Source organism: Pseudomonas sp. 2822-15 (genome assembly GCF_002742515.1).
Taxonomy (GTDB): Bacteria; Pseudomonadota; Gammaproteobacteria; order Pseudomonadales; family Pseudomonadaceae; genus Aquipseudomonas; species Aquipseudomonas salomonii.
Window position 1 is genome coordinate 196,746 of sequence record NZ_LJRY01000199.1, and the last position, 25,513, is coordinate 222,258.

General features: G+C 60.9%; 24 protein-coding genes. 10 read left to right on the forward strand and 14 right to left on the reverse strand.

Translation table 11 applies throughout. The features are described from left to right. Nucleotides 1-77: 77 nt before the first annotated feature. From AOA59_RS20125 to AOA59_RS20140, 4 genes are all read right to left on the reverse strand, one after another. Entirely contained in the window at nucleotides 78-1,028 is a 951-nt protein-coding gene (locus AOA59_RS20125; protein WP_069786353.1) for a 2-hydroxyacid dehydrogenase, read from the reverse strand. A 95-nt stretch (nucleotides 1,029-1,123) separates the two neighbouring features. Next, on the reverse strand, nucleotides 1,124-1,648 hold the full coding sequence (locus AOA59_RS20130) for a cysteine hydrolase family protein (protein ID WP_099488847.1): 525 nt from the start codon (nucleotides 1,646-1,648) through the stop codon (nucleotides 1,124-1,126). Between the two features lie 182 nt (nucleotides 1,649-1,830). Next, complete coding sequence (locus AOA59_RS20135) at nucleotides 1,831-2,445, reverse strand: TetR/AcrR family transcriptional regulator (protein WP_099488848.1); 615 nt, start codon at nucleotides 2,443-2,445, stop codon at nucleotides 1,831-1,833. 134 nt (nucleotides 2,446-2,579) lie between these two features. After that, the gene (locus AOA59_RS20140; RefSeq protein WP_099488849.1) at nucleotides 2,580-3,020 is read right to left on the reverse strand and encodes a hypothetical protein; all 441 of its coding nucleotides are present in this window, start codon (nucleotides 3,018-3,020) and stop codon (nucleotides 2,580-2,582) included. A 494-nt stretch (nucleotides 3,021-3,514) separates the two neighbouring features. On the opposite strand from AOA59_RS20140, the gene AOA59_RS20145 reads away from it, so the two are divergent. The 3 genes from AOA59_RS20145 to AOA59_RS20155 all read left to right on the forward strand — a co-directional run bounded on the left by AOA59_RS20145 (nucleotide 3,515) and on the right by AOA59_RS20155 (nucleotide 7,171). Then, nucleotides 3,515-4,792 carry a serine/threonine transporter gene (locus tag AOA59_RS20145; protein ID WP_099488850.1) on the forward strand — a complete coding sequence of 426 codons (1,278 nt, stop codon included), beginning with the start codon at nucleotides 3,515-3,517 and terminating at the stop codon, nucleotides 4,790-4,792. A 125-nt stretch (nucleotides 4,793-4,917) separates the two neighbouring features. Next, nucleotides 4,918-5,535, forward strand: coding sequence for a ParB-like protein (locus tag AOA59_RS20150; RefSeq protein WP_056860246.1), 618 nt, complete (start codon nucleotides 4,918-4,920; stop codon nucleotides 5,533-5,535). Beyond that, nucleotides 5,525-7,171 carry a SulP family inorganic anion transporter gene (locus AOA59_RS20155; protein WP_099488851.1) on the forward strand — a complete coding sequence of 549 codons (1,647 nt, stop codon included), beginning with the start codon at nucleotides 5,525-5,527 and terminating at the stop codon, nucleotides 7,169-7,171. The genes AOA59_RS20150 and AOA59_RS20155 overlap by 11 nt, the downstream gene beginning before the upstream one ends. A gap of 136 nt (nucleotides 7,172-7,307) precedes the next feature. Here AOA59_RS20155 and acnB read toward each other — a convergent pair whose 3' ends face one another. Next, the gene (gene acnB, locus AOA59_RS20160; RefSeq protein WP_017137496.1) at nucleotides 7,308-9,917 is read right to left on the reverse strand and encodes a bifunctional aconitate hydratase 2/2-methylisocitrate dehydratase; all 2,610 of its coding nucleotides are present in this window, start codon (nucleotides 9,915-9,917) and stop codon (nucleotides 7,308-7,310) included. Nucleotides 9,918-10,311: 394 nt separating this feature from the next. Between acnB and AOA59_RS20165 the strand changes: the two genes are divergently transcribed. After that, nucleotides 10,312-10,782 (forward strand): DUF1289 domain-containing protein, encoded by a 471-nt coding sequence (locus tag AOA59_RS20165; protein ID WP_056860344.1) that lies wholly within the window; start codon nucleotides 10,312-10,314, stop codon nucleotides 10,780-10,782. A 125-nt stretch (nucleotides 10,783-10,907) separates the two neighbouring features. Here AOA59_RS20165 and AOA59_RS20170 read toward each other — a convergent pair whose 3' ends face one another. Then, a complete protein-coding gene (locus AOA59_RS20170; RefSeq protein ID WP_099488852.1) occupies nucleotides 10,908-11,771 on the reverse strand; it encodes a universal stress protein in 864 nt (287 codons plus the stop codon). Between the two features lie 150 nt (nucleotides 11,772-11,921). Between AOA59_RS20170 and AOA59_RS20175 the strand changes: the two genes are divergently transcribed. Further along, a complete protein-coding gene (locus tag AOA59_RS20175; protein ID WP_058421365.1) occupies nucleotides 11,922-12,524 on the forward strand; it encodes a tRNA-(ms[2]io[6]A)-hydroxylase in 603 nt (200 codons plus the stop codon). Here the strand turns inward: AOA59_RS20175 and AOA59_RS20180 are convergent. Genes AOA59_RS20180 through AOA59_RS20195 form a run of 4 tightly spaced genes read right to left on the reverse strand, consistent with a single transcriptional unit; the run spans nucleotide 12,480 to nucleotide 15,053 of the window. Then, nucleotides 12,480-13,679, reverse strand: coding sequence for an MFS transporter (locus tag AOA59_RS20180; RefSeq protein WP_099488853.1), 1,200 nt, complete (start codon nucleotides 13,677-13,679; stop codon nucleotides 12,480-12,482). The two genes, AOA59_RS20175 and AOA59_RS20180, sit on opposite strands and share 45 nt — an antisense overlap. 44 nt (nucleotides 13,680-13,723) lie before the next feature. Further along, nucleotides 13,724-14,110, reverse strand: a complete 387-nt coding sequence (locus AOA59_RS20185; RefSeq protein ID WP_099488854.1) for an ectoine synthase — start codon at nucleotides 14,108-14,110, stop codon at nucleotides 13,724-13,726. 12 nt (nucleotides 14,111-14,122) lie between these two features. Next, the gene (locus tag AOA59_RS20190; protein WP_158235258.1) at nucleotides 14,123-14,581 is read right to left on the reverse strand and encodes a hypothetical protein; all 459 of its coding nucleotides are present in this window, start codon (nucleotides 14,579-14,581) and stop codon (nucleotides 14,123-14,125) included. Continuing rightward, nucleotides 14,520-15,053 carry an AMP-binding protein gene (locus AOA59_RS20195; RefSeq protein WP_099488856.1) on the reverse strand — a complete coding sequence of 178 codons (534 nt, stop codon included), beginning with the start codon at nucleotides 15,051-15,053 and terminating at the stop codon, nucleotides 14,520-14,522. Before AOA59_RS20195 ends, AOA59_RS20190 begins: the two co-directional genes overlap by 62 nt. A 566-nt stretch (nucleotides 15,054-15,619) precedes the next feature. Here AOA59_RS20195 and AOA59_RS20200 point away from each other — a divergent pair. Both AOA59_RS20200 and AOA59_RS20205 read left to right on the forward strand, forming a co-directional pair. Further along, nucleotides 15,620-16,327 carry a winged helix-turn-helix domain-containing protein gene (locus tag AOA59_RS20200; RefSeq protein ID WP_069786361.1) on the forward strand — a complete coding sequence of 236 codons (708 nt, stop codon included), beginning with the start codon at nucleotides 15,620-15,622 and terminating at the stop codon, nucleotides 16,325-16,327. Continuing rightward, entirely contained in the window at nucleotides 16,328-17,605 is a 1,278-nt protein-coding gene (locus AOA59_RS20205) for an ATP-binding protein (RefSeq protein WP_099488857.1), read from the forward strand. A 142-nt stretch (nucleotides 17,606-17,747) separates the two neighbouring features. On the opposite strand, the gene AOA59_RS20210 is transcribed toward AOA59_RS20205, so the two are convergent. The 4 genes from AOA59_RS20210 to AOA59_RS20225 all read right to left on the reverse strand — a co-directional run bounded on the left by AOA59_RS20210 (nucleotide 17,748) and on the right by AOA59_RS20225 (nucleotide 21,886). Next, nucleotides 17,748-18,539: a MipA/OmpV family protein gene (locus tag AOA59_RS20210; protein ID WP_099488858.1), complete on the reverse strand. Its 792-nt coding sequence runs from the start codon at nucleotides 18,537-18,539 to the stop codon at nucleotides 17,748-17,750. A 17-nt stretch (nucleotides 18,540-18,556) separates the two neighbouring features. Continuing rightward, entirely contained in the window at nucleotides 18,557-20,380 is a 1,824-nt protein-coding gene (locus AOA59_RS20215; protein ID WP_099488859.1) for a serine hydrolase, read from the reverse strand. 94 nt (nucleotides 20,381-20,474) lie between these two features. Beyond that, nucleotides 20,475-20,963, reverse strand: a complete 489-nt coding sequence (locus AOA59_RS20220; RefSeq protein WP_069786365.1) for a GFA family protein — start codon at nucleotides 20,961-20,963, stop codon at nucleotides 20,475-20,477. Nucleotides 20,964-20,995: 32 nt separating this feature from the next. Continuing rightward, complete coding sequence (locus AOA59_RS20225) at nucleotides 20,996-21,886, reverse strand: LysR family transcriptional regulator (RefSeq protein ID WP_099488860.1); 891 nt, start codon at nucleotides 21,884-21,886, stop codon at nucleotides 20,996-20,998. Between the two features lie 253 nt (nucleotides 21,887-22,139). Between AOA59_RS20225 and AOA59_RS20230 the strand changes: the two genes are divergently transcribed. Genes AOA59_RS20230 through AOA59_RS20240 form a run of 3 tightly spaced genes read left to right on the forward strand, consistent with a single transcriptional unit; the run spans nucleotide 22,140 to nucleotide 25,510 of the window. Beyond that, complete coding sequence (locus AOA59_RS20230; RefSeq protein ID WP_099488861.1) at nucleotides 22,140-22,958, forward strand: MaoC family dehydratase N-terminal domain-containing protein; 819 nt, start codon at nucleotides 22,140-22,142, stop codon at nucleotides 22,956-22,958. A 28-nt stretch (nucleotides 22,959-22,986) separates the two neighbouring features. Next, on the forward strand, nucleotides 22,987-24,150 hold the full coding sequence (locus tag AOA59_RS20235) for an acyl-CoA dehydrogenase family protein (protein ID WP_099488862.1): 1,164 nt from the start codon (nucleotides 22,987-22,989) through the stop codon (nucleotides 24,148-24,150). A gap of 10 nt (nucleotides 24,151-24,160) precedes the next feature. Next, nucleotides 24,161-25,510, forward strand: a complete 1,350-nt coding sequence (locus AOA59_RS20240) for an MmgE/PrpD family protein (protein ID WP_099488863.1) — start codon at nucleotides 24,161-24,163, stop codon at nucleotides 25,508-25,510. Nucleotides 25,511-25,513 lie beyond the last annotated feature (3 nt).

Consider the following 25,513-nt stretch of genomic DNA (forward strand, 5'->3'; position numbering starts at 1 on the left):
GCCGGTCCTGCACCGACGTCCTGAGCATACCCGCAAGCAGTGTAGTCAGGTTTTGCGCCGGCGCTGGCTAATCGCTACTAGTTGCGCGGCGGCAGGGTAACCGGTGTCAGCACTGGGCGGCCGGCGAAGTATTCCACCAGGTTATCGGCCACGCGTTGCACGGTGTCGTGGGCCGCTTCCGGCGACAGGCCGGCGACATGGGAGGTGAGCACGGTATTGCTCAGGCGCTTGAGGGCGTCGGGCACTTTCGGTTCATCGTCGAACACATCCAGCGCGGCGCCGCCGATACGGCGTTGTTCCAGCGCAGCCACCAGGTCGGCGGTCACCACCACGCTGCCACGTCCGATGTTCACCAGGTAACCGTTCGGCCCCAACGCGTCCAGCGCGTGGCGATCAATCAAATGGCGGGTGCCGGCCCCGCCCGGCGTGGCCAGGATCAGGAAGTCCGAGGTGCGCGCCAGCTCCACGGCGGTTGCGCAATAGGTGTAGTCCACATCATCGCGGGGCTGGCGGTTGTGGTAACTCACTTCCATGCCAAAACCGAGGGCGGCACGCTTGGCAATCTCCATGCCCACTGCGCCGAGGCCGAGAATGCCCAGTTGCTTGCCACCCAGGGAAGGGCGCATCACTTTCGGCCATTCGCTGCGCCGCACCGCCGCGTCAGTCTGGGGAATGCCGCGCACCAGCGCCAACAGCAAAGCCATGGCGTGGTCAGCTACCGACGGCGCGTTCACGCCAGCGCCGTTGGTGACCACGATCCCGCGATTGCTTGCCGCTTGCAGATCCACGTGCTCATAACCTGCGCCGATCACGCAGATAATTTCCAGCAACGGCAGCGCCGCGATTTCTTCGGCATACAGCCCCAGCGGGCCACGGGTGAGTACCGCCTTGATCTGCGCGCCGTGGGCCTTGATCGCTTGGGCACGCTCGGCCGGCGTCGGCGCCAGAATCACATGAAAGTCATTGCTCTCGATGATTTGCAGGTATTCGTTGATGGTTTCAACCAGGACCAGAACAGTGGTGGGCATCGCAAGGCTCTTCCTGAAAGGTTTGATAGGACGAGTATGCGGGATTTGTAAGACGGAACGATCTGCTCAATCAGAAAAATCCCGCACAGGTGACGCTAGAACTCGATATCCAGCGCTTTCACCCGCTTCACAAATGCTCCCGCCAAGGTCGCATTGTGATGCTCAATGATCGCCAGGGCCGACAAGGTCGGGGTGTTCATGCAGGTATGACCGTCCTCGGGCAGCACCACCGAAAACCCAAGCTCCACTGCTACGCGGCACGTGGTGTCGATGCAAAACTGGGTTTTCATGCCGACCACCACCAATTCGTCGACCTGCGCTGCCGCCAGTTGTTGCGCCAACTCGGTGCCCAGGAAGCAACTGGGGCGGGTTTTATTGAACAGGTGGTCGCGCGCTGCGTCCACCTCGAGGCCGTGCCACAGCTGCCAGAGCGGGCTGCCTGCTGCAATCGGCGAACCCGCCGGGCCGGTGTGGCGGGCGGCGAAGATGGGGGCGCCGGCGTTGCGGGCGCGCTGGATAAGCTGATTGATGGTGCCCAGCACGCGCTCGCGCTCGAAGGGGGATTCCGGCCCGTCGTATAAACCGGTTTGCATATCGATGATCAACAGGGCGTTTGCCATGGTCTTGCTCCTTGCAGTGGCCAGCGGGCGGGGCAATAAAAAGGCCCCGTCCATTACTGGCGGGGCCTTGGGTTGTTGCTGGGTGTCTTTAGCTCTGGCACCCACAGCAACCGCACGACCCGCCATAAGCGGTCGTGGTGGTGGTGCGGGTGAGGCCGGGCTGAATTAAGTTCATGGCCTGATCATGCTGGGGAGGGCGCGTGGCTGTCAACGGCGCTGTCCGAGTTCTGCTCTTGCAGCAGGGTATTTCTTGCAGCCTCAAGGAATTCATCTGACAAACTGCTGCCGCGTGTCGCACGGGCGAGGGTGAGCGCGCCAATCATCATTGCGTACTTGGCGAGCATCGCCTCGCGGTCTTCATCCTGAAGCTGCGCAAAAACCTGCAGTGACTGTTCAACACCCTCAATAAAGGTATGTTGCAACGCCGTGTCAGCGGGCTCATGGCACATGTCCGGGGTGAAGGCCGAGATGGGGCAGCCGTCGCCAGGGTTGTCACGGTGCCTGGTGGAAAAATACGGGCGCAGGATGGCTTCGCGGGCGGCGCGCACATCATCACTGCGGCTGATTTTTTCCTGCCAGCCCTGGTTCGATTGTTCGAATGCCTTTTGGCACGCCTCGGTGGCCAGCGCTTCCTTGGATGCGAAGTGCCCATAAAAACCGCCGTGGGTCAGGCCGGCTGCGGCCATTACGTCAGACAGGCTGATACCGTGCAAGCCGCGCTCTCGGAAGAGGTGCGTGGCTGCCTCGACGATGATTTCGCGGTTGAGTTCGGCTTGTTTGCGGGAGACGCGCGGCATGGCTGGGTTCTCAGGATGTAGGCGGACACTGCCTGAAACGTACAGGAATGGGGGGGATTCTAAAATAGATTTGTTGTGGAATGTATTCTCCATGGGCTGCCGTGGTGTTTGAAACGGCAGCCCCTGCATCGCGACTACTGAGTGGTTTGCGCTTGCCGCGCCTTGGTTTGTTCCGCTTGCGCAATGGGCATGAAGTCGTAGGTAGGGAAGAATTGCGTGGTGTAAACACCCCAGGCGGTGTTTTCGATCGCCAGGTTTACTTCTGCCAGGCGCGACGCGGGCAGGCGCAGGACGATGACCTGCCCGATGCCCATGGTTATGTTCCAACTCACCACTTCTACACCGGCAGGCGGGAATACTTTGTGAAATTGCTGCTTGGCCAATTGTGCCTTCAACTCACTCAAGGGCCGCGACTGATCATGCTTGAGAAACACCGTTAACATGACGGCGTTATCAGGCGTGGTCGTGTTAACGGTGGTTTGCGTACTGGTTGTGGCGTTGGCTGCGCCGGGAAACAATACGGCGGTTACCAATGCAGGTATTAAAAGCAGTTTGAGAGCGTTGCTGGGGTTCATGTTGGGCACCTTCATTGTTGTTAACGTGCAGGGTGCAGCATTGGGGCGGGGGAATAATGTCATTCGATAGGGCTGTTTTTTTATTGGACCGCTAACGGGTTAACAGCACGGCACGGTGTTTGTGTGAAGTGTGAGCGGGGATCTTAATTTGCACCTTGGCGATGGCTCAATGGCTATGTATGGTTCTGTAACAGTTATAGGTCTATTGAGATGAAAATATAAATTAGATGCAGGACGTGTCTTTTTTTAATGTCGGATGTGTTTTGTAAGTTAGTTGTTTTAAATGGATTCCGGATCCTGCGCCTACGCTGCCCCAGCCCTCGCAAACGGCCGCCCAGGGCCCCCTTGCACGCCTGCACCGGCTAACCATTCCTCAGCTAAGTCTTTGCTTATTCGAGAGAATCCCGGACAATCCGGCCCCTTCTATGGACGGGGCGCTGCCTGTCAGGTTTTTCTGACTCGCCCCGGCCGTGTAAATGCGGAGATCCGACCGGATGAATGATCAGGCCAATAGCGTCGATGAACGCTATGCAACGACACCTGCAACCCTCACAAGCTGGAGCCGCCAGGACACCACCTGGATGCTTGGCCTGTTCGGCACCGCCATTGGCGCCGGTACTTTGTTTTTGCCGATCAACGCCGGCCTGGGCGGCTTCTGGCCCCTGGTGATCCTGGCATTGCTGGCGTTCCCGATGACGTTCTTCGCTCACCGTGGCCTGACGCGCTTCGTGCTGTCCGGCCGCGCCGGCTCCGACATCACCGACGTGGTTGAAGAGCATTTCGGCCTCAAGGCCGGTGCGCTGATCACCTTGCTGTACTTCTTCGCCATCTTCCCGATCCTGCTGATCTACAGCGTGGCCCTGACCAACACCGTCAGCAGTTTTATGGAACACCAACTGCACATCCTGCCGCCGCCACGCGCGATCCTGGCCTTTGTGTTAATCCTCGGCCTGCTGGCCGTGGTGCGTTGTGGCGAGCAAGTGATCGTCAAGGCCATGAGCCTGATGGTGTATCCGTTCATCGTTGCCTTGCTGTTCCTGGCGGTGTACCTGATTCCGCACTGGACCGGCGGCATCCTCAGCACCGTCAGCGAAGTCCCGGCACCCTCAGTGCTGCTCAATACCCTGTGGCTGGCGATACCGGTGATGGTGTTCTCGTTCAACCATTCGCCGATTATCTCGGCTTTCGCGGTTGACCAGAAACGCCAGTACGGCGCCAACGCCGATGCGCGAAGCTCGCAGATCCTGTGCCGTGCGCACCTGTTGATGGTGGCCATGGTGCTGTTCTTCGTGTTCAGCTGCGTACTGACCCTGTCGCCGGCGCAGTTGGCTGAAGCGAAAGCGCAGAACCTGTCGATCCTGTCGTACCTGGCCAACCACTTCGACAACCCGACCATCGCCTTCGCCGCGCCGTTGATTGCGTTCGTGGCGATCGCCAAGTCGTTCCTGGGCCACTACATCGGCGCCAGCGAAGGCCTCAAGGGCCTGGTGCTGAAAACCGGTCGTCGCCCGGCTGCCAAGTCCCTGGACCGCATGACCGCCGCCTTCATGCTGGTAGTGTGCTGGCTGGTCGCCACGCTCAACCCGAGCATTCTCACCATGATCGAAACCCTCGGTGGTCCGATAATCGCGTCGATCCTGTTCCTGATGCCGATGTACGCGATCCGCAAGGTGCCGGCCATGGCCAAGTACCGTGGGCAGGCGTCGAATGTGTTTGTCACCGCTGTAGGCCTGATCGCGATTACTGCGTTGGTTTACTCGCTGCTGTCCTGATAACCGGCAGCAGGCAGCAAAGCCGATTCGCGCACTGCGTGAGTCGGCTTTTTTTGTGTCCGAAAAAAATCCCGATGGCAATGAGGGCTAAGCTGTCGACGTGTTGGTTCCCTTTGGAGATACCCATGGCTCGGCCCCGCCCGCAACTGGTCACAGGCAAACTGGAAAAACTGCACCCTACACAATTGACGGTCGGCATGGCGGAAGTCGCTGCCAAGCGCGACGCTTGGACCAAACTCAAGCGCAAGGAGCGCGCCGCCGCCCTCGACAAACACTGGTTTCCTTGTGTGCTGGGGCCGGACGAGCGCTACTACATCACCGACCATCACCATTTTGGTTTGGCCTTGATTCTGGAAGAGGTCAAGAGTGTGTCGCTGCTGATGCTCAAGGACCTGTCTTTCGTGGAGCGCAGCACCTTCTGGAATGTCATGGCATTCAATCAATGGGTCCACCCCTACGACGCGCGCGGTTTGCGGCGTACCTATGAAGCCATTCCCCGCAAGATAACCGACCTGCAGGACGACCCTTACCGCAGCCTTGCCGGCCTGCTGCGCACCGCCGGTGGTTACGCCAAGGACGCAACACCGTTCAGTGAGTTTTTGTGGGCGGACTTCTTTCGCAGCCGTATCGGCAGCGATGTTGTCAGCCAGCCAAATGCCAAATTGGTGGGCAAGGCCATGACCCTGGCGCGCAGTCAGGAAGCCCGTTATTTGCCTGGGTGGGTTGGGCCGATTGAAAACTGAAACCGTTACGCCCGTTGCCTTACCACCCAATCGTACCCAGGACATCCTTGCCGGGTTGTCCATCGCCGGTTTATTGCTGCCGGAGGCTGTGGCGTATTCCAGCATCGCCGCATTGCCGCCGCAGGCCGGTGTGATCGCCTTGTTCGCCGGGCTGGTGTGTTACGGCCTGCTGGGCACCAGCCGTTTCGCGATTGTGTCGGCCACGTCCTCTTCGGCGGCGGTATTGGCGGCTGCTACCGCCAGCCTGGCCGGGGATGATTCGGCGCTCAGGCTGTCCCTGGCCTTCGGCCTGGTGCTGATCACCGGCGTGCTGTTTTTGCTGGCCGGTTTGTTCAAGCTGGGCGGTGTGACGTCGTTTATCGCCAAGCCGGTGTTGCGCGGTTTTGCCTTTGGCCTGGCGCTGACCATCATCCTTAAGCAATTGGCGAGTGTGGTGGGCGTACACCTGACCGATAACAACCTGATCCGTTTCCTGCCGCAACTACTGGAACAACTTGCGCGCTGGAACTGGCCGGCGGCGCTGGTCGCGGGGGCGGCGTTGCTCGTCTTGTGGCTGTGCGCGCGAATCCCGCGTTTGCCGGGCGGCTTGCTGGTGGTGGTGCTGGGGATTGTTGCCGGGCAGTACCTGGGCTTGCAGGCCCATGGCGTGGCCTTGATCGGCATGATTGATCTGCGTCTGGAACTGGGGCACTTTCCGGTGCTGCCGTTCGCGGATTGGTTGCGCCTGGGCGAGCTGGCCTTTGCCTTGGTCATGATCCTGTATGCGGAGTCCTACGGCTCTATCAGTTCGTTCGCACTTAAACATGGCGACCGGGTGTCATCCAATCGCGATCTGTTGGCGCTGGGCGCGGCGAATCTGGTGTCCGGGTTGTTCCATGGCATGCCCGCCGGTGCGGGCTATTCGGCGACGTCGGCGAATGAGGCCGCCGGCGCCGGTTCGCGCCTGGCGGGCATCATTGCGGCGCTGGTGGTGCTGGTGATCGTGTTGACGGTGCTGCCGTATGTGGCGTTAACACCGGAGCCGGTGCTCGCCGCCATCGTCATCTACGCGCTGGGCCGTGGTTTGAGCCTGCAACCCTTGGGCCGTTATTTCCGGTGGCGCCGTGACCGTTTGCTGGTGGTCTGCGCGGTAGCGGCGGTCCTGGTGTTGGGCGTGCTGGATGGCTTGCTGGTGTCGGTGGCGATCAGCGTGGTGTTGATGTTGCGCCAGATGTCTTCGGCGGATATTCAAGTGCTGGGGCGCTTGGGCGACACTCACGATTTTGTTGACCAACAACACCATGCCGATGCGGTGCAAGTGCCTGGCCTGTTGATTGTGCGGCCCAGCGAAGCGCTGTTCTTCGCCAATGCCGAGCGCATACTGGGTGCGGCGTTGCGCTTGATGCGTCAGTCGCCGGTCGAGGCGGTGGTGTTGAGCCTGGAGGAGTCTCCTGACCTTGACGGCACCAGTATCGAGGCGCTGGCAGCGTTTTTTGCGCAGGTGCACGGGGAGGGCAAGCGGCTGGTACTGGCGCGGGTGCGGCATGCGGCGATGGAAGTACTGCAAGCCTTGCCCGAAGCCGTTGCGCCACAGGTTTTGCTGAGTGCCTTGAGTGTCGATGGCGCAGTGCAGTTGGCGTTGCACACCAGGTCGTGAGTGCCAATGATCAAAAAGTGTGGGAGCAGGCAAGCCAGCTCCCACATTTGTTTGGTGGGGTTGTTAGCGCTGTATTCCAGGCATAAAAAAACGCCGCGCATCTTGCGATGCGCGGCGTTTTTCAAATCACAACATCTTAGGCTTGAATCACCGGGATGTTGGCGCTTGCTGCGATCTTGCGGAACTCGGCGATCTGGTCGAAGTTCAGGTAGCGGTAAACGTCACTGGCCATGGTGTCCAGTTTCGCTGCGTAGCCCATGTACTCTTCGACGGTCGGCAAGCGACCCAGGGTGGAGGCAACTGCCGCCAGCTCAGCCGAGGCCAGGTAGACGTTCGCGCCATCACCCAGACGGTTCGGGAAGTTACGGGTCGAAGTCGACACCACCGTCGAGTTCGGCTCTACACGTGCCTGGTTACCCATGCACAGCGAGCAGCCCGGCATTTCCATGCGCGCGCCAGCCTTGCCGTAGATACCGTAGTAGCCTTCTTCGGTCAGTTGGTGAGCGTCCATCTTGGTCGGCGGCGACAGCCACAGACGGGTTGGCAGCTGGCCCTTGACCTGCTCCAGCAGTTTACCGGCAGCGCGGAAGTGACCGATGTTGGTCATGCACGAACCGATGAACACTTCGTCGATCTTCTCACCGGCAACGCTGGACAACAGACGGGCATCGTCCGGGTCGTTTGGTGCGCAGAGGATCGGCTCGTTGATTTCGGCCAGGTCGATCTCGATGATTTCGGCGTATTCGGCGTCGGCATCGGCTTCCATCAGCTCCGGGTTGGCAACCCAGGCTTCCATCGCTTGGGCGCGACGTTCCAGGGTACGTGCATCGCCGTAGCCTTCGCCGATCATCCAGCGCAGCAGGGTGATGTTGGAGTTCAGGTACTCGGTGACCGAATCCTTGGACAGCTTGATGGTGCAACCGGCAGCCGAACGTTCAGCCGAGGCGTCGGACAGCTCGAAAGCCTGTTCCAGCGTCAGGTCGTTCAGGCCTTCGATTTCCAGGATGCGGCCGGAGAAGGCGTTCTTCTTGCCTTTCTTCTCTACGGTCAGCAGGCCAGCCTGGATCGCGTAGTAAGGAATGGCATGAACCAGGTCACGCAGGGTGATGCCAGGTTTCATTTTGCCTTTGAAGCGCACCAGGATCGATTCCGGCATGTCCAGTGGCATTACGCCAGTGGCTGCGGCAAACGCGACCAGACCGGAACCGGCCGGGAACGAAATGCCCATCGGGAAACGGGTGTGGGAGTCACCACCGGTGCCGACGGTATCCGGCAGCAGCATACGGTTCAACCAGCTGTGGATGATGCCGTCGCCTGGACGCAGCGATACACCGCCACGGGTCATGATGAAGTCAGGCAGGGTGTGGTGGGTGGTCACGTCGATCGGCTTGGGGTACGCCGCGGTATGGCAGAACGACTGCATGACCAGATCGGTCGAGAAGCCCAGGCACGCCAGGTCTTTGAGTTCATCACGAGTCATAGGACCGGTGGTGTCCTGAGAACCCACGGTGGTCATCTTCGGCTCGCAGTAGGTGCCAGGACGAACGCCTTTGCCTTCTGGCAGACCGCAGGCCTTGCCGACCATTTTCTGCGCCAGGGTGAAGCCTTTGCCGGTGTCGACAGGGGCTTCAGGCAGCTTGAACAGGTCGGTAGGGCCCAGGCCGAGTTCGGCGCGCGCCTTGTCGGTCAGGCCACGGCCGATGATCAGCGGGATACGGCCGCCGGCGCGAACTTCGTCCAACAGCACCGGGGTCTTCATTTCGAAGGTGGTCAGGACTTCGTCGGTGCCGTGTTTGCAGACTTTGCCAGCATGCGGGTACAGGTCGATCACGTCGCCCATGTTCATGTTGGTCACGTCGAATTCGATTGGCAGTGCGCCAGCATCTTCCATGGTGTTGTAGAAGATTGGAGCGATCTTGCTGCCGAAGCAGAAGCCGCCGGCGCGCTTGTTCGGCACGTACGGTACGTCGTCGCCGAAGAACCACAATACCGAGTTGGTTGCCGATTTACGCGACGAACCGGTACCCACCACGTCGCCGACGTAGGCGATCGGGAAACCCTGGCCGCGCATCTCTTCGATCTGCTTCATCGGGCCGGTTTTGCCTTGCTCGTCCGGCACGATGCCTTCGCGTGCCATTTTCAGCATGGCCAGGGCGTGCAGCGGGATGTCAGGGCGGGACCAGGCGTCCGGGGCAGGGGACAGGTCGTCGGTGTTGGTTTCGCCGGTGACCTTGAATACGCGCAGGCTGATCTTGTCGGCCAGGGTTGGGCGGTTGCGGAACCACTCGCCGTCAGCCCAGGACTGGATCACGCCTTTGGCGTGCTCGTTGCCGTTCTTGGCTTTTTCGGCCACGTCGTGGAACGCATCGAACATCAGCAGGGTGTGCTTGAGTTGGGCGGCCGCGACAGGGGCCAGCTCGGCGTCGTCCAGCAGCTCGACCAACGTCACGATGTTGTAGCCGCCTTGCATGGTGCCAAGCAGTTCAACCGCGCGTTTCTTGTCGATCAGGGGAGAAGTGACTTCGCCCTTGGCCAGGGCGGACAGGAAGCCGGCCTTGACGTAGGCAGCCTCGTCAACGCCTGGTGGAATGCGGTTGGTGATCAGGTCAACGAGAAATTCTTCTTCGCCAGCCGGAGGATTCTTCAGCAGCTCGACCAGGCCTGCGGTTTGTTCGGCGTTAAGCGGCTGGGGAACGATACCCAGTGCTGCGCGCTCTTCGATATGTTTGCGGTAGGCTTCAAGCACAGTTATTACCCTCATCAGTGGTCCCACGGGACGCTCATCCAGAAATGAACGGCACGCATGCGCTCGGGGGCTTTTTGGGCCGCAAAGCCAGCGCTGCCGGCATTCCTCACAGAAGCTGCTTTCAAAGTTTTACGCCTGCAGAACGGAGCTGATGAGGGTTGGCGCGGGCTCTGACCTACCGGGTCGAACCTGCGCCAACACCGTTCTGAAGGAACGACTGTGCTCGTGACGCTTTGAAAACAGCTTCCAGCGGATTATTGGCGCCTTACAAGGCCGGATGATTCTACGGCAAAAAAAATCTAAAGGTAAGTTACCTCACCAAGTTTGCTGGGTGATCAACCTTAGACAAAGGGCTAACATGGCGCATCGTTTCGCTGATTTGTGTGCGCTGCCCATGTCCAACCAAGCCATCAAGACCCCCTGCGTCGGCCTGTGCTCCACGGTTTACGGCGATCTCGTGTGCCGCGGCTGCAAGCGCTTTCACCATGAGGTGATCCAGTGGAATGGCTATAACGAAGAAGAAAAACGCGCGGTATGGCTGCGATTGGAACAGCTGTTGGTGCAAGTGATGGCCGGCAAACTGGAAGTCTTCGACCCCAAGATGCTGCGCGGGCAGCTTGAGCAGCGCAAGATTCGCTTTGTGCCGCACCAGTCCGAATACTGCTGGGCCTACCAGTTGATCGCCCGTGGCGCGCGGGTGATTTCCAACCTGGAAGCCTATGGCATGGTGCTGCTGCCGGAGTTTCGTGAGTGGGCGCTGCCGGAACTGCGCGATGCCATTGATCGTGAGTTCTTTATCTTGTCCGAGGCGCATTACCAGCGCTATATCGCGCCGGGGTTCCTGAAGGACGCACTGGGCCACTGACCGCAGAGGTCAATGTGGGAGCTGGCTTGCCTGCGATGGCGGTAGATCAGCCAAAGGTGTGTTGACTGAAAGGTCGCTATCGCAGGCAAGCCAGCTCCCACCTTTGATTTCCAGCGCCCCGTAGATCAAGGCTTGGTCGCCAGCTCCTGCAGGTGATCCATCAACGTCTGCGGCTTGAGCACCAGCACATCACCTTCCACCGCATCCAGCACCACCTCCGCCGTATTGCCGATCAATGCGCCGGAAAGCCCGGTGCGCGCCACCGTACCGATAATGGTCACCGCCGCTTGCAGCGTGTGGGCTGCATGGGGGATCAACACATCCGCCGGGCCTTCCTCGATATGCAGGTGGGTGTCGTCGATATCAAACTCGGCCTGGAACGCCTTGCATTGTTCGCGATAGCGCGCCTCGATGGTTTCCTTGAGCTGGAAGGTCGGGTCTGCCGCCGACAGCATCGGCGACGGATGGGCACTGATCACGTGCAGCTGCGCTTTGGCCAGGCGCGCAATGTCGAAGCCATGGTCGATGATGGTGTTGTGCAGCGCCTGGTGTTCGCTGTCGCTGTTGCCCACATCAATCGCCCCCAGCACCACCTTGTCGGCCCAGGGCGTCGAGGTTTTCACCAGCAGCACCGCGGTAGGGCAGTAGCGCAGCAGTTTCCAGTCTGCCGGCGTCAGCAGGGCCTTTTTCAGTGGGCTGTCGGCAAAGTGCTGCTTGATTACCAGGCCACAACCTTCGGCCTGCTGCACGTCGATGATGGTTTCATGCAGGCTGTCATTCCACGCCTGCTCGGTGGTCACGCTGTAGCCGTCCTCCTGCAGGCCGGACTTGAGCAGGCTCAGCAGCGCCGAATGCTCGTGCTTTTTGTCGCACACCAGCAAATGCAGGTGCGCGCCGGTGACCCCGGCAATCAGCTTGGCGCGCTTGAGCGCCAGGCTTTCGGAATGCTCAGGTTCGATAACCACCAGGATGCTGCGAATGGCTTGCATGGTCGGGGTCTCCAAAAGGGTGGGCCTGGAACAACTATAGTTGCTGCCCGCCAGACGTCATGTTGATGCACATCAAGGCCGGTGGCTGGTGGTCTGCGGCGGGGTCGGTATAATCGCCGGCCTTTTGTGACCCTTTTGCCCGTGAGCCCGATGAACCTGCCCGAAATCCACGAATTCCTCGGCTGCCGCACCCCCGATGCCTGGGTCCAGGCCGCGTTGGCCGATCAGCACACCCTGCTGATCGACCACAAGAACTGCGAATTCAAAGCCGCCAGCACCGCCCTCAGCCTGATCGCCAAGTACCACGCCCATGTGGACCTGATCAGCATGATGTCGCGCCTGGCCCGTGAAGAGCTGGTGCACCACGAACAGGTCATGCGCCTGATCAAAAAGCGCAAGGTAGAGCTGCGCCAATTGCATGCCGGCCGTTACGCCTCGGGTTTGCGCAAGGTGGTGCGCAGCCATGAGCCGGTCAAGCTGGTGGACACGCTGGTGGTCGGCGCCTTTATCGAGGCACGCAGTTGCGAGCGTTTCGAAGCCCTGGTGCCGCATTTGGACGAAGAACTCGGCAAGTTCTACTTCGGTTTGCTCAAGAGCGAGGCCCGGCACTTCCAGGGTTATCTGAAACTCGCCTACCAGTACGGCGACGCCAAGGACATCGCCCAAGTGATCGAACGGGTGCGCGCCGCCGAGCAGGAACTGATCGAGTCACCCGACATCGAGTTCCGCTTTCACAGTGGCGTGCCAGCCTGAGGCGACGGCCACGCCGATCAGCGCGGTGATCCCGGCCAGCAGCAGGATCACCGTTTGCGTGCCCAGCGGCGCCGCCAGCACGCCGATCAACAGGCCCGCCAACGGCTGCGCCAGGTTGTTGAGCAAGGTGATCACGCCGACTGTCTTGCCGAAGTCCTGCACCGGAATCACCCGCTGGCGGGTGCTGCGCATGTACACGTTGAACATCTTGTCGAACCCGGTGATCAGCAGGAACCCCAGGGTGTAAGCCCACAGATTGGGGCTGACGGCCATGATCAACGCCCCGGCCGCGATCATTGAATAGGACAGCCCGCCGAGCACCTTTAACGGCAGGCTGGAACGCGCCAGGTAAAACAGAATAACAATGGTCACCACCGCGCCCGCAGCCTGCAACAACGCATAGGCATCTTTGCCCGCCGCGAACAGGCCGGTGACCATGGCCGCGGACGTGGCCAGCGTGACCCCGATGATCAAGTTGACGCCCACGGCCAGGACAATGATGCGTTTCAGCTCGACCAGGCCGCGGATATGCCCGAAGGCAATGCGCAGCGGTTGCAGCCAGATATCCTGATGCTGCTCAAAGCTCTCCAGGCTGACCGTGGTGTTGCGCTGCCACACCAGCATCGCCAGGTCCGCCAGCACAAACAGCCCGGCAATGCCCACCACTACCCAGGGCCACGCCCACACCTCCAGCATCAGCGCCGCCACCAGCGGCCCCAGCACCAGGCCGGTCTGGTCGGCGATCTGTGAGTAGGACAAGGTCTTGGCATAGGTGTAATGCTTGAAGATATGCGGCATCACCACTTCGCGCGCCATGATGCCCTGGGTCGTCAACACGCCGCACAGCGCCGACAGGATCACCAGCCAATAGATGCCGTCGAACACGCCGTACAACGCCACCGCCAGCACGCATGCCAATGCGCGGTAAACCTGGCTGATATGCAGGATGCGCACCGGCGAGAACTTGTCGCACAATGCGCCGCACACCGGGAACGCCAGGTAACGCGGCAGTGACTCGACGAAAAACGCCAAGCCGGCCCACGACACGCTGTTGGTGGTTTGGAATACGATCAGCGGCACGATAAACAACAGAATCTGGTCCGCCAGCCGCGACAGGAACAGCGAGATAAAAAAAGCCAGGTAGTCCTTGCGCATGGTGCTCTCGTTTCAATCGATCAAAGCGTCAACACACGGGCCGCTCAGTAGCTTGAGCCGCCGGTATCGGTGAGGTTATGGCGCTCATCGCCACGAAGCGGCGGGTTGAACACGCTCACCAGTATCAGATCCTGATGCACGCCACCGCGTAGATAATGCCGGTCATGTTGGTCCAGGACATACATATCGCCCGGGCGGATCGGGTAGATATTGCCGTCCATATCTTCAACCTCACCTTCACCGGCGATGCAGTAACAGGCTTCCAGGTGATTGCGGTAGTGCAGCAGCGACTCTGTGCCAGCACGCACAACGGTATGGCAGACGGTATAGCCCATTCCGTCTTTCTCCGTCAGCAGGCGGTGACTGGTTCCAGCGCCCCATTCAACAAAGTGAGCGGTGTTCTCAATTTCGGTCTTGTTGCGAACAAACATGGTCGTCTCCTGTTAGTGCCGGGCGTTAAGGCAGTGATTGAGTTCTGAAGTGGCACTGGCCAGCATCGCCGAGTCCCAGTGCACGTCACGGTGGGCGGCCATGGTCTGCAGGTCACGCCAATGCCTGTGCAACGGGTTCTCGGTGGTCATCAGCGAGGCGCTGCTGTGTTCGACCAAGCGCCTTACCGCTTCGACGCATTGATGGGTGAGGTAGCTGCGATCACGCTTGAGGGCCAGCAACTGGCGCTCGGTGAGCGCGCGTTTTGCCTGGCCCGACGCATGCAGACGATCGACCAGTGAATCAAACAGCGCACCGGCTGCTGTCAACTGCGCGCGACTGTGGGCAGCACGCTCGAGGGCGATGGCGCAAGGAACTGTGGTGCCTCGTGCCAGTGCCTGGAGGTGCAGCTCATAAGCGCCCTCGGCGCATCCCAGAATTGGGCCGATGATCGACGTCGTGATGAACGGCACGATGGGTACGCAGTACAGGTACTCGTGCCCGGCCCCAGCCGGCCGGTGGCCGGTCCAGAGAGATGACTTCAGGCGGCGTTGCCTCAGCGTCCCCGATCATTATTATTCGTTCTAAATCGGTGTCCCGACCCAGAGTTTCCAGCGCCTCGCAGCCTTGGGTGATGAGGACCCTGGCACCGGTATGCTTGAGTTGGTGAACCAGTTTCTCGCGGCTGTAAGTGGGGTGCGTTGCCGCCGTAATTGCACCCACGCGCAGGACGGCGAGATAAGCGGCAATGAGATCGATGCAGATCGGTGAATACAGGGCGACGCGATCACCTGGTTGAACACCGCTGGCGACCAGCAGTTGGGCTATTTGTGTCGTTCTTGCTTGAAGCATTCCATAGCTGTAATGAACGGCATCGAGCGCAACCGCGCACTTGTGCGGGTGGCGGGAGACGTTATGTTCGATGACCTCGTGATACAAAAGCATGGTGTGTACCTGTATTCAATAACACGCTTAAATAAAGACAGAACGGCTGTGTAAGAGCGGCTCGCTAAATTAAATAAGGGCTGTGTTTGAATAAGGCGTTGAGGCAAGCGCAAGGGGCAGCAATCGATAAAAGTTGCGAGCGCACGATATCAACTCCTTTGATATTTATTTTAATTATCTTCCATGATTTTCATCGGCAGGTGTCGCTGAAAAGTGCATGGATAGTTTCATTGGCATTGTTGGGCTGTCAACGACGGCCGCGTCACTGTTTTGTCACTGCGTCGTGACAATTTAAGGCGTTTGCTCAATGAATGTTAGTGTCGAAACTTCCGAAAATGACGTGAGTTATGGCTGTCGGAAAAATCACCATCTTGCTTGGGCAAGGCTGCGAACGCCGCGATTTGATACGTTAAAAACTCCGGGTGAAATGTTAAAAACCTTTAAAAGCATGAAGGTTGTTCGAAAGCCCCCAACAAAGGCGTTTTTTGCCGCGCCCAGTACCTTTTCGGGCCAGCTTGCCACCTATAATGCTCACACTTCAATCCGCGCATCCACACTGAGAACTTATGGAAAACCTGGGTCTGGGCAAGGTCCTGCTCGTTGAGGACGATGAAAAGCTGGCAGGGCTGATCGCGCACTTCCTGTCGCAACACGGTTTCGAGGTGCGCGTGGTGCACCGGGGCGATGAGGCGCTGGCGGCCTTTCTCGATTTCAAACCCAAGATTGTGGTGCTCGACCTGATGCTGCCGGGCCAGAGCGGGCTGCATGTGTGCCGGGAGATTCGCAATGTGTCCGACACGCCCATCGTCATTCTCACCGCCAAGGAAGACGACCTGGACCACATCCTGGGCCTGGAGTCGGGCGCCGACGACTACGTGATCAAACCGATCAAGCCGCCGGTACTGCTCGCGCGCCTGCGCGCCTTGCAGCGCCGTCAGGTGCCGGAGCCCACGGTGCGCGGCGCGCTGGAGTTTGGCCGACTGTCGATTGATCGCAGTTGCCGCGGCGTCAGCCTGGGCGGTGAGGCCATCGACCTCACCACCATGGAGTTCGAACTGCTGTGGCTGCTGGCCAGCAACTCGGGAAAAATCCTTTCGCGCGACGACATTCTCAACCGCATGCGCGGCATTGCCTTCGACGGCCTGAACCGCAGTGTCGACGTGTACATCAGCAAGTTGCGCAGCAAGCTCAACGACAACCCGCGCGAACCGGTGTGCATCAAGACCATCTGGGGCAAGGGGTATTTGTTCAATCCGTTTGCGTGGGAGGTTTAGATGCTGCGCCTGTTTCTGCGCCTGTATGTGATCCTGGCGCTGGGGTTGGCCGGGGCGATCTGGCTGGTCAACTACACCTTCGATGAGTTATTGCCCGAAGCCAACGAAGTCTATAACCGCGAAGCCTTGCGCGGGCCGGCCTACGGCCTGGTCGAGCAACTGCGCCCGGTGCAGGGCGCGGCCCGCGATGCGCGCCTGGCCGAGCTGCAACCCCATTACGGCCTGCGCCTCAAGCTGGTGGCACGCGACACCCTGGCGCTCACTGACCGCGAACAACAACTGCTGGCCGGCGGCCAATTGGTGGTGCGCGGCGACTTCATGGAATTTCTGGCCACCATTGATGGCGGCCCGCAGCTGCTGCAGATCAAGCTGCCGGAAGAGCCCAAATGGTTGTACCTGTGGGCCTATGGCTTTCTGGGTGTAAGCCTGGCCATCGTCCTGTATTTTTGGGTACGCCCGCACTGGCGTGACCTGGAGCATATTCGCCTGGCCGCGCAGCGCTTTGGCGATAACGACCTCGGCTCGCGCATCCTGCTGCCACGCCGTTCGACCGTGCGCGAGCTGGCCGGGCACTTCAACCAGATGGCCGAGCGCATCGAAAGCTTGATCGCCAACCAGCGTGAGCTGACCAACGCGGTGTCCCATGAGTTGCGCACGCCGATTGCGCGCTTGTCATTTGAGCTGGATCAACTCAAGCAACAGGCCGACCCACGCCAGAGCCGCGAACTGATCGCCGATATGTACGCTGACCTTGGCGAGCTGGAAGAAATGGTCTCCGAACTGTTGACCTACGCCAGCCTGGAGCGCGGCGCCACCCAGGTCACTCGGGAGAATATCGAAGCCCACAGCTGGCTCGACAGCGTGATCGGCAGCGTGGCGCTGGAGGCCGAGGCAGCCGGGGTGCAGTTGTCGTTGCGCACCTGTGAGGTCGACTTTATCCAGATCGAGCCGCGCTTTATGGCGCGTGCAGTGATCAACCTGCTGCGCAATGCCATTCGCTACGCTGAGCGCCGTGTAGAGGTGTCGCTGGTCAAGTTCGGCAATGGCTACGAAGTGCGGGTCAATGACGACGGCCCTGGTGTGCCGATGGAGGGGCGGTCGAAGATCTTCGAACCCTTCCTGCGCCTGGATGCCAGCCGCGATCGCCGCACCGGCGGCTTTGGCTTGGGCCTGGCGCTGGTCAAGCGCGTCAGCCAGTGGCATGGCGGGCAGGTAGAAGTGCTGGATTCGGAGTGGGGCGGGGCTTCATTCAGGATGACATGGGCGTACGCCGAGTAAAGCTCGGGCCTAGCAGGGTACAGGTGTGATAACCCCTTCAATGTGGGAGCTGGCTTGCCTGCGAATACGGTGTATCAGTCAACAGATCAATTGACTGACACACAGCAAGTCTGCTCCCACAGATTCTGATGGTGTTATCCGATCAGAACGTATATTCCAAAACCCCCATCACCGACGTCTGCAACCGTCGCTCCACGATCGGGCTCTTGCCCGCTTCATCCGCCAGGTACTGCACATCCAGCAAGGTCGAGAACTGGGTGTGCTCGCTGATCGGCAGGCTCCACACCAGGTTCAGGCCATTGCTGATATTGCCCGCGCCGGCCTTGTAGGCTTTGAAGCGGCTTTGCGCGGCCTGGCCGGTGGTTACGCCATACCAGGTCTGCAAGTAGTTGCGGTCGCCAAAGTGGCTGCTGAGGCTGGCATCCACCGAACCGTAGCGACCTTCGTACAGGTTGGTGCCCACGCTCAGTTCCAGGTGGGTGTAGGCCTTGCCGGTGTCTTTTCGGTCGTTCTCCTTGAGGGCATGTTCCAGGGTCGCGCCAACAATCACACCGCCCAGGTTATAGCTGGCGTTGACGCCCAATTGCGGGCGGGCCTTGATCTCGCCCATGCCTTTAAGGCGTTTGGAGCCGGCATGCAGGCGCTCGTTTTTGTCCTTGCGCGCGGCGCTTGCGCCGACATACGCACTGAAGCTCAGGGCGTTGCCTTCGTAACCCCAGCCCAGGCCCTTGTCGGTGTCGAGGAAAATCCCCCACGGGCTCACGACTTTGCCGCCCAACAGTGGCGCGGTCATGCGTTCGTCGCTGCCGCTGTAGCGCGGCAGGTTGCCCACGCCGGCCTTGAGGCTGTATTGCCAGTCTTCGGCAATCGCCGTGTCTGCAGCCGCGAGCAGGCACAGTGAGGTGAATGACAGGCAGAGGTTTTTTGAGCGCATCCGGGTATTTGTCCTTGTTAAAAATTCAAGAGGTTGTTGGGCGATTGCGTGCGTTTGAAGGAGTAACCCGAGGCGCTGAGGCCGTTGACCTGGCGGCTGACGGTATCGCCCAGGCCGTAGCCGTTGCCGGCCAGCACCGCGTGGGCGTTGTCGACGGGAAGCAGGATGTAGTCGGTAAGCGGCTCGTTGTGCAGTTGGCCGCGAATCACCAGGAAGCCTTCTTCCAGGCGCACGCTGATGCCGCTCAACGGCGCGTCGGGTTCATGGGTGTTGAGCACCTGATAGGTGCCGATGGTGGAGGCCCAGGCCAGCGGCAGCGGCGGCGGGTCGATGCGTTCACCGATGGCCAGGCGTTGGCCGTGGCTGCGGGCGGTGAGCACTTGGCGGCCCTGCACCGTGACCACGTCCAGCTGAACGCGGCCCAAATCACCGAGGTCCTTGAGCCAAAAGCCCAGGACTTTTTTCTGCGCGCGCAGCCAGCCGTGTTCGTCGCGCAATAACTCAAAGTCAAAGCCGGCCAGTTCTCCGCTCAGCCGATTGCCCTCATCCTTGACCCGGAATACGCCCCAGGCCGTGGCATAAAACCCGGCCAGGCGCTTGCGGTCGACGGCGGCCGGCACCTGGCGCAACTTGAGCCCATGGCTGGGTGCCTGGCAGTCGTCGGCGCACACGGCTTGCCCGGTTTGCGCCTGGAGCAACAGGCGCAGGGTCTCGGTGGCCAGGCGTGCGACCAGTTCTTCGGCATTGCTGTCATTGGCCATGATGATCACCGCCAGTTGCTGGTCGGGCAGCACGCTCAACTGCGCGGCAAAATCATCACCGCCGCCACTGTGCTGGTAGGTGCGCACGCCGGGGGCGACGGGTTCATCGCCGCAGGGTGCGAGGAACCAGCCCAGGCCCATCCGGCAATCGAAGTCCAGGGCATTGCCAGTGTTTTGCTGGGTGAACATCTGATCAATCGACGGGCTCTCAAGCACGCGGGTGCCTTTATAGAGGCCATGGGCAAACAGCATCTGCACGTAGTGGCTGAGGTCTTTGGGGCTGGCCCACAAGCCGCCGGCGGCCAGGTCGCGCACCTGCGCATCGGTACTCGCCACGCCGTCTTCGTAACCGAGGGCGCGAAAGCTCAACTGCGTGCCGGTGCCGACAAAACTCGACTGGTTCATCTCCAGGGGCTGGAGCAGGCGACTTTGCAACTGGGCTTCAAAACTTTTGCCGCTGCTGCGCTCGATCGCCGCACCCACCAGCGAATAACCGAGGTTGGAATAGGCCACCTGCGAGCCCGGCGGGCTGCTCAGCCACACGCCCGACACGCGCATCGGCATCTGGCCCATGGCATAGGTGCTGCGCACGTCGCGCAAGTGTTCACTGGGCAAACCGGATTGATGACTGAGCAAGCGGCGCAAGGTGATGTCGCGGTCGGCGGCGGCCTGGTCGGTGTGAAAGCGCGAACGCACGTAGAACTCGCGCAGGGTCTGCTGGATGGGCGCGTCGAGGGCCAGGCGCTGCTGCTCGACCAATTGCAGCGCCGCCGTGGCCGTCAGCAGTTTGGAAATGCCGCCGGCGCGAAACGCCGTGTTGGCGGTCACCGGCACCCCCTGTGCCTTGTCGGCCAGGCCAAAGCCGCGCGCCCAGATCAGCTCCTGGCCATTAACCAGCGCAATCGACAAACCGGGCACATTCTCGCGGGCCAGGTCTTTGGGAATACGCGCTTGCAGGTAGCGGATGATCGCGCCGTAATCGCCCTTGGGAATCGCCGGCGGGGCAGGCGGCTGCACGTGGCAGCCGAGCGTGCCCAGCAGGCAACCCCATAACGGAATACCGCGCAATGTGCGAAACATGAAGAGCACCCGGATGGTGGTTTGGATGCTCGAATGCTAGGGCCATGCCGGCCAACAATCTTTGAGAGCTTTGTCGAGAAACTGTCAAAGAGTGTTAACGCGTCAGCCCCAAACGCTCATGCCACTGGGCGATGGATTCTTCGGGGTATTCGTCGAACTGCAAATCGCCCTTGCGCACACTGACTTCCACCCACGGCGCCTTCGAGCCGAGCATCAGGTGCGTGTGCTCAGGCGGCACCGGCAACGGCGTGTCGATGGCCGAGGCAAACGGGTGAATCAACGCCGGCCATTCGGGGCTGAACAGCCACAAGGCGCTGCCGCACTGCGAGCAGAAATGCCGTTCGGCAGTGCTCGCATGCGCGCGGCTGGCGCCTTCGGGCTTGAGGCGGGCGTGGTAGATCGAAATGTGTTTACGCCCGTGAACCTTCAAACTCTTGGCGTCGGCGCCCAGGTTGATCGCATAACCGCCGCCGCCTTGGGTTTTGCGGCAGATGGAGCAGTAGCAGCGCTGGTAAGGGTAGGGGTGCTGGCTGGTCAGGCTGAACGTTACGGCGCCGCAATGGCAGGATCCTTCGAGTTGCATAACAGTCTCCTCAGGCAAGGTGACTGTTGAGCTTAGGCGCTTTGCGGCATCAAGGTGGCGATCAACGCCCGAATGGTGCCGGGCAACGCTTCCAACTCGCGCACCAGGATACTGCGCTCGCGAATCGCCCACGGCTCATCGAGTTTCACCGTCACCAACTGCATGGTCCGGCTGTGCCGCACGGCGGCGGACTCGGGAATGATGCCGATGCCTACGCCGGCCTCGACCATCCGGCAGATCGCTTCGAAGCTCGACACCTGGATGCGCAGCGATAAATGCTTGCCCAGGCGATCAACGTGTTCACGCAAAAAACTCAATAGCGTGCTGCCTTCGTGCAGGCCGATGTGCTGATAGGCCAGGGTTTGCCCCAGCGTCACCGAAGACTGGTCGGCCAGCGGGTGACCGACGGGCACCATCAACACCAATTCATCGGTGCTGAAATGCAACACCTGCAAACCTGCGGCCTCAACCGGCCCGGCAATGATGCCCATGTCGCTGGTGCCATCAAGCACACCACGCACAATATCCCGGGACAAACGCTCCTGCAGGTCGACGGTCACACCCGGGCGCTGGGACAGGAAGCCCGCCAGCACCTCCGGCAGAAACTCGGTCACCGCCGTGGTGTTGGCGAAGATGCGGATATGCCCGGCCGAATCCACGCCGTATTGGGTGAACTCGCTTTTAAGGTAATCCACCTGGCGCATGATCAGCCGCGCATGGTGCAGCAGCCGCTCGCCCGCCGGGGTGATCTCCACGCCACGGCTGTCGCGGTACAGCAGGCGCGTGTCCAACTGACCCTCCAACGCCTTGATCCGCGCACTGGCGGCGGCCGGCGAGAGGAACGCACGCTTGGCGCCTTGGGTGAGGCTGGGGGATTCGGCGATATGGATAAACAGGCGCAGGTCGGCGAGATCGAAATGCATGCAAACCCCTATTTGGGCAACGGTGAGGTTCAAGTGTGGGAGCTGGCTTGCCTGCGATAGCGGTATGTCAACACCGATGATGTTTCTGGTACACCGCTATCGCAGGCAAGCCAGCTCCCACAGGATATGAGGGCGGACTCGAAGTTGGCGTTCAGCATAACCGAACGCTGGTTTATTGAAATGCAAATTCTCAGAACGGGCAGGCGCTTGCATGATCCGGGGCAGACACTCACTGCCCGAGGACCTGCACCCGATGAGCGCCACTGATTGGATCGGCCGAAGCGAGACCGCCCACGACCACTTGAGCCATAACCTGCTCAAACGCATTGCCGCCACTTTTGGCGAGCCGGTGCCTGCACAGGGCGCCGATTTGCCGCCGCTGTGGCAGTGGTGTTTTTTCCAGGACCCGCTGCCGGAACCCGCCTTGGGCACTGACGGCCACCCGGCCCGTGGCGGTTTCCTGCCGCCGGCCGACAACCGCAATCGCATGTGGGCCGGTGGGCGCATCGAGTTCCTGCATGCCTTGCGCGCCGGTGAGGCCGCCACTCGCGTGTCGACCATCACCCAGGTCGAAGAAAAGACCGGGCGAACCGGCTCGCTGCTGTTCGTCACCGTGCGGCATGACTATTCCCAGGACGGCCGCCTGGCGATCCGCGAAGAGCAGGACATCGTTTACCGCGAGCCCACGCCGCCCAAATCAGGCAGCGGTGACGCCTTGCCCGAAGGTGAATGGCAGGAGTCGATCAGCCCCACGCCAACCCTGTTGTTTCGTTACAGCGCCGTGACCTTCAACGGCCACCGCATCCACTACGACGACCCCTATGTCACCGGCACCGAAGGCTATTCAGGCCTGGTGGTGCACGGCCCGTTGATCGCTACCTTGAGCCTGCGCGCGTTTTGCCGCGCCCATCCCGATGCGACCCTGCGCCGCTTGGCCTATCGCGGCGTGCGCCCGCTGATTGCGCCGCAGCCGTTTGCTGTGGGTGGGAGGGTGATTGAAAACGGGGTTGCAGAACTGTGGGCTGGCAACGCAGACGGTCTGGCTCAGAAAGCCGAAATCCACTTCGAATAATCCAAGAACAACAGGCGGAGAGCCGTTAATGAACCCCAATGACAACGAAGAACTCAATGCCATCCGCGAAGGCGTGCGCGCCTTGTGCGCCGAGTTCGATGCCGCCTACTGGCGCAGGATCGACGAACAAAAGGGCTTCCCCGAAACCTTCGTCAAAGCCCTGACGGACGCCGGCTGGCTGTCGGCGATGATCCCTGAAGAATACGGCGGCTCCGGCCTGGGCCTGGCCGAAGCCTCGGTGATCCTCGAAGAGGTGAACCGTTGCGGTGGCAACTCCGGCACCGTGCACGGCCAGATGTACAACATGTTCACCTTGCTGCGCCACGGCAGCGAAGCGCAAAAAAGCTTCTACCTGCCCAAGCTCACCAGCGGCGAATTGCGCCTGCAATCGATGGGCGTGACCGAGCCCACCACCGGCACCGACACCACCAAAATCAAGACCACCGCGATCAAGCGTGGTGACAAGTACGTGATCAACGGCCAAAAGGTCTGGATCTCGCGCATCCAGCATTCCGACTTGATGATTCTGCTGGCACGCACCACGCCGCTGGCCGAAGTGAAGAAAAAGTCCGAAGGCATGTCGATCTTCCTGGTCGACCTGCGCGAAGCCATCGGCAACGGCCTGACCGTGCAGCCCATCGCCAACATGGTCAACCACGAAACCAACGAACTGTTTTTCGACAACCTGGAACTGCCCCTCGACAGCCTGATCGGCGAGGAGGGCAAAGGCTTCAAATACATCCTCGACGGCCTTAACGCCGAACGCACCCTGATCGCTGCCGAGTGCATCGGTGACGGTCGCTGGTTTATCGAAAAGGCCAGTGCCTACGCCCGCGACCGCGTGGTGTTTGGCCGCCCGATCGGGCAGAACCAGGGTGTGCAGTTCCCGATTGCCGAGGCGCATATCGAAATCGAAGCGGCGGACCTGATGCGCTGGCGTGCCTGTGAGGAATACGACAGCGGCAAGAATGCCGGGGCCAGCGCCAACATGGCCAAGTACCTGGCGGCCAAGGCGTCCTGGGAAGCCGCCAACGCCTGCCTGCAAACCCACGGTGGTTTCGGCTTTGCCTGTGAGTACGACGTGGAGCGCAAATTCCGCGAAACCCGCCTTTATCAAGTTGCGCCGATCTCCACCAACCTGATCCTGTCCTACGTGGCCGAGCACTTGCTCGAACTGCCACGCAGCTTCTGAGGGCCTGACCATGAGCCATACCCACGCCTTGTGTCGGTTCCTTGCGGACCTTAACGACGAACAATTGCCGGAAAAGGTACTGGCACGCACCGAAGACCTGTACCTGGACTGGCTGGCCTCGGCGCTGGCCAGCAAGGGCGCGCACCCGATCCCGTTGTTTGAACGCTATGCGCAAAAAATGGGACCCGACAGCGGCCCGGCCCAGTTGATCGTCAATGGCGGCAGCACCAGCGCGTATTTTGCCGCGCTGGTCAACGCCGCATCCTCCCACCTGGTGGAGCAGGATGACCTGCACAACAGCTCGGTGCTGCACCCGGCGACCGTGGTGTTTCCGGCCGCGCTGGCTGCCGCCCAGGACCTTGGCAAATCCGGCCGCCAATTGCTGCTGGCCTCGGTGGCGGGCTATGAAGCCGGTATCCGCATCGGCGAATTCATGGGCCGTTCCCATTACCGTATCTTCCACACCACGGCCACCGTCGGCACCCTGGCGGCGGCGGTTGCTGTGGGCAAGCTGATGAATTTTAGCCAGGAGCAGTTCATCAACCTGCTCGGCAGCGCCGGTACCCAGGCAGCCGGGTTGTGGGAGTTTTTGCGCGATGCCGCCGACTCCAAGCAGTTGCACACGGCCAAGGCAGCGGCGGATGGCTTGCTCGCGGCGTATTTGACGGCGGACGGGCTCACCGGCGCACGCAATATTCTGGAGGGTGACCAAGGCCTGGCGGCGGGCATGTCCAGCGACGCTGAGCCTGGCAAGTTATCGGCCGGCCTCGGCAGCCGTTGGGCACTGCTGGAGACCTCGTTCAAGTTCCACGCCTCGTGCCGTCACACCCATCCGGCCGCCGATGCGCTGTTGGATCTGATGCAGCGCGAAGGGCTGTGCGCTGCCGATATCGCCACGGTTCAAACGCATGTCCATCAAGGTGCCATCGACGTGCTCGGCCGCGTGACCAGCCCTGCCACTGTGCATCAGGCCAAATTCTCCATGGGCACTGTGCTCGGCCTGATCGCTGTGCATGGCAAGGCCGGGCTCACCGAGTTCCACGAACACGCGTTGACCGACCCCGCCGTTTCGGCCTTTCGCGACAAGGTCAGCATGACCCTGGATGCGCACGTCGACGCCGCCTACCCGCAGCGCTGGCTGGGCCGTGTCACCGTCACCACGTTCGATGGCCGCACGCTGCAGGGCGCCATCGACGAACCCAAGGGCGACCCCGGCAACACCCTGAGCCGGGTGGAGCTGGCGGATAAATTCCAGCGCCTTACCCAATTCAGCGGCGCGCGCACACCCGCGCAGGCCAATGCACTGATCGAAAAGGTCTGGAACCTGCGCGATGCAGCGTCCATGGCCCACTGGCTTTGAGGA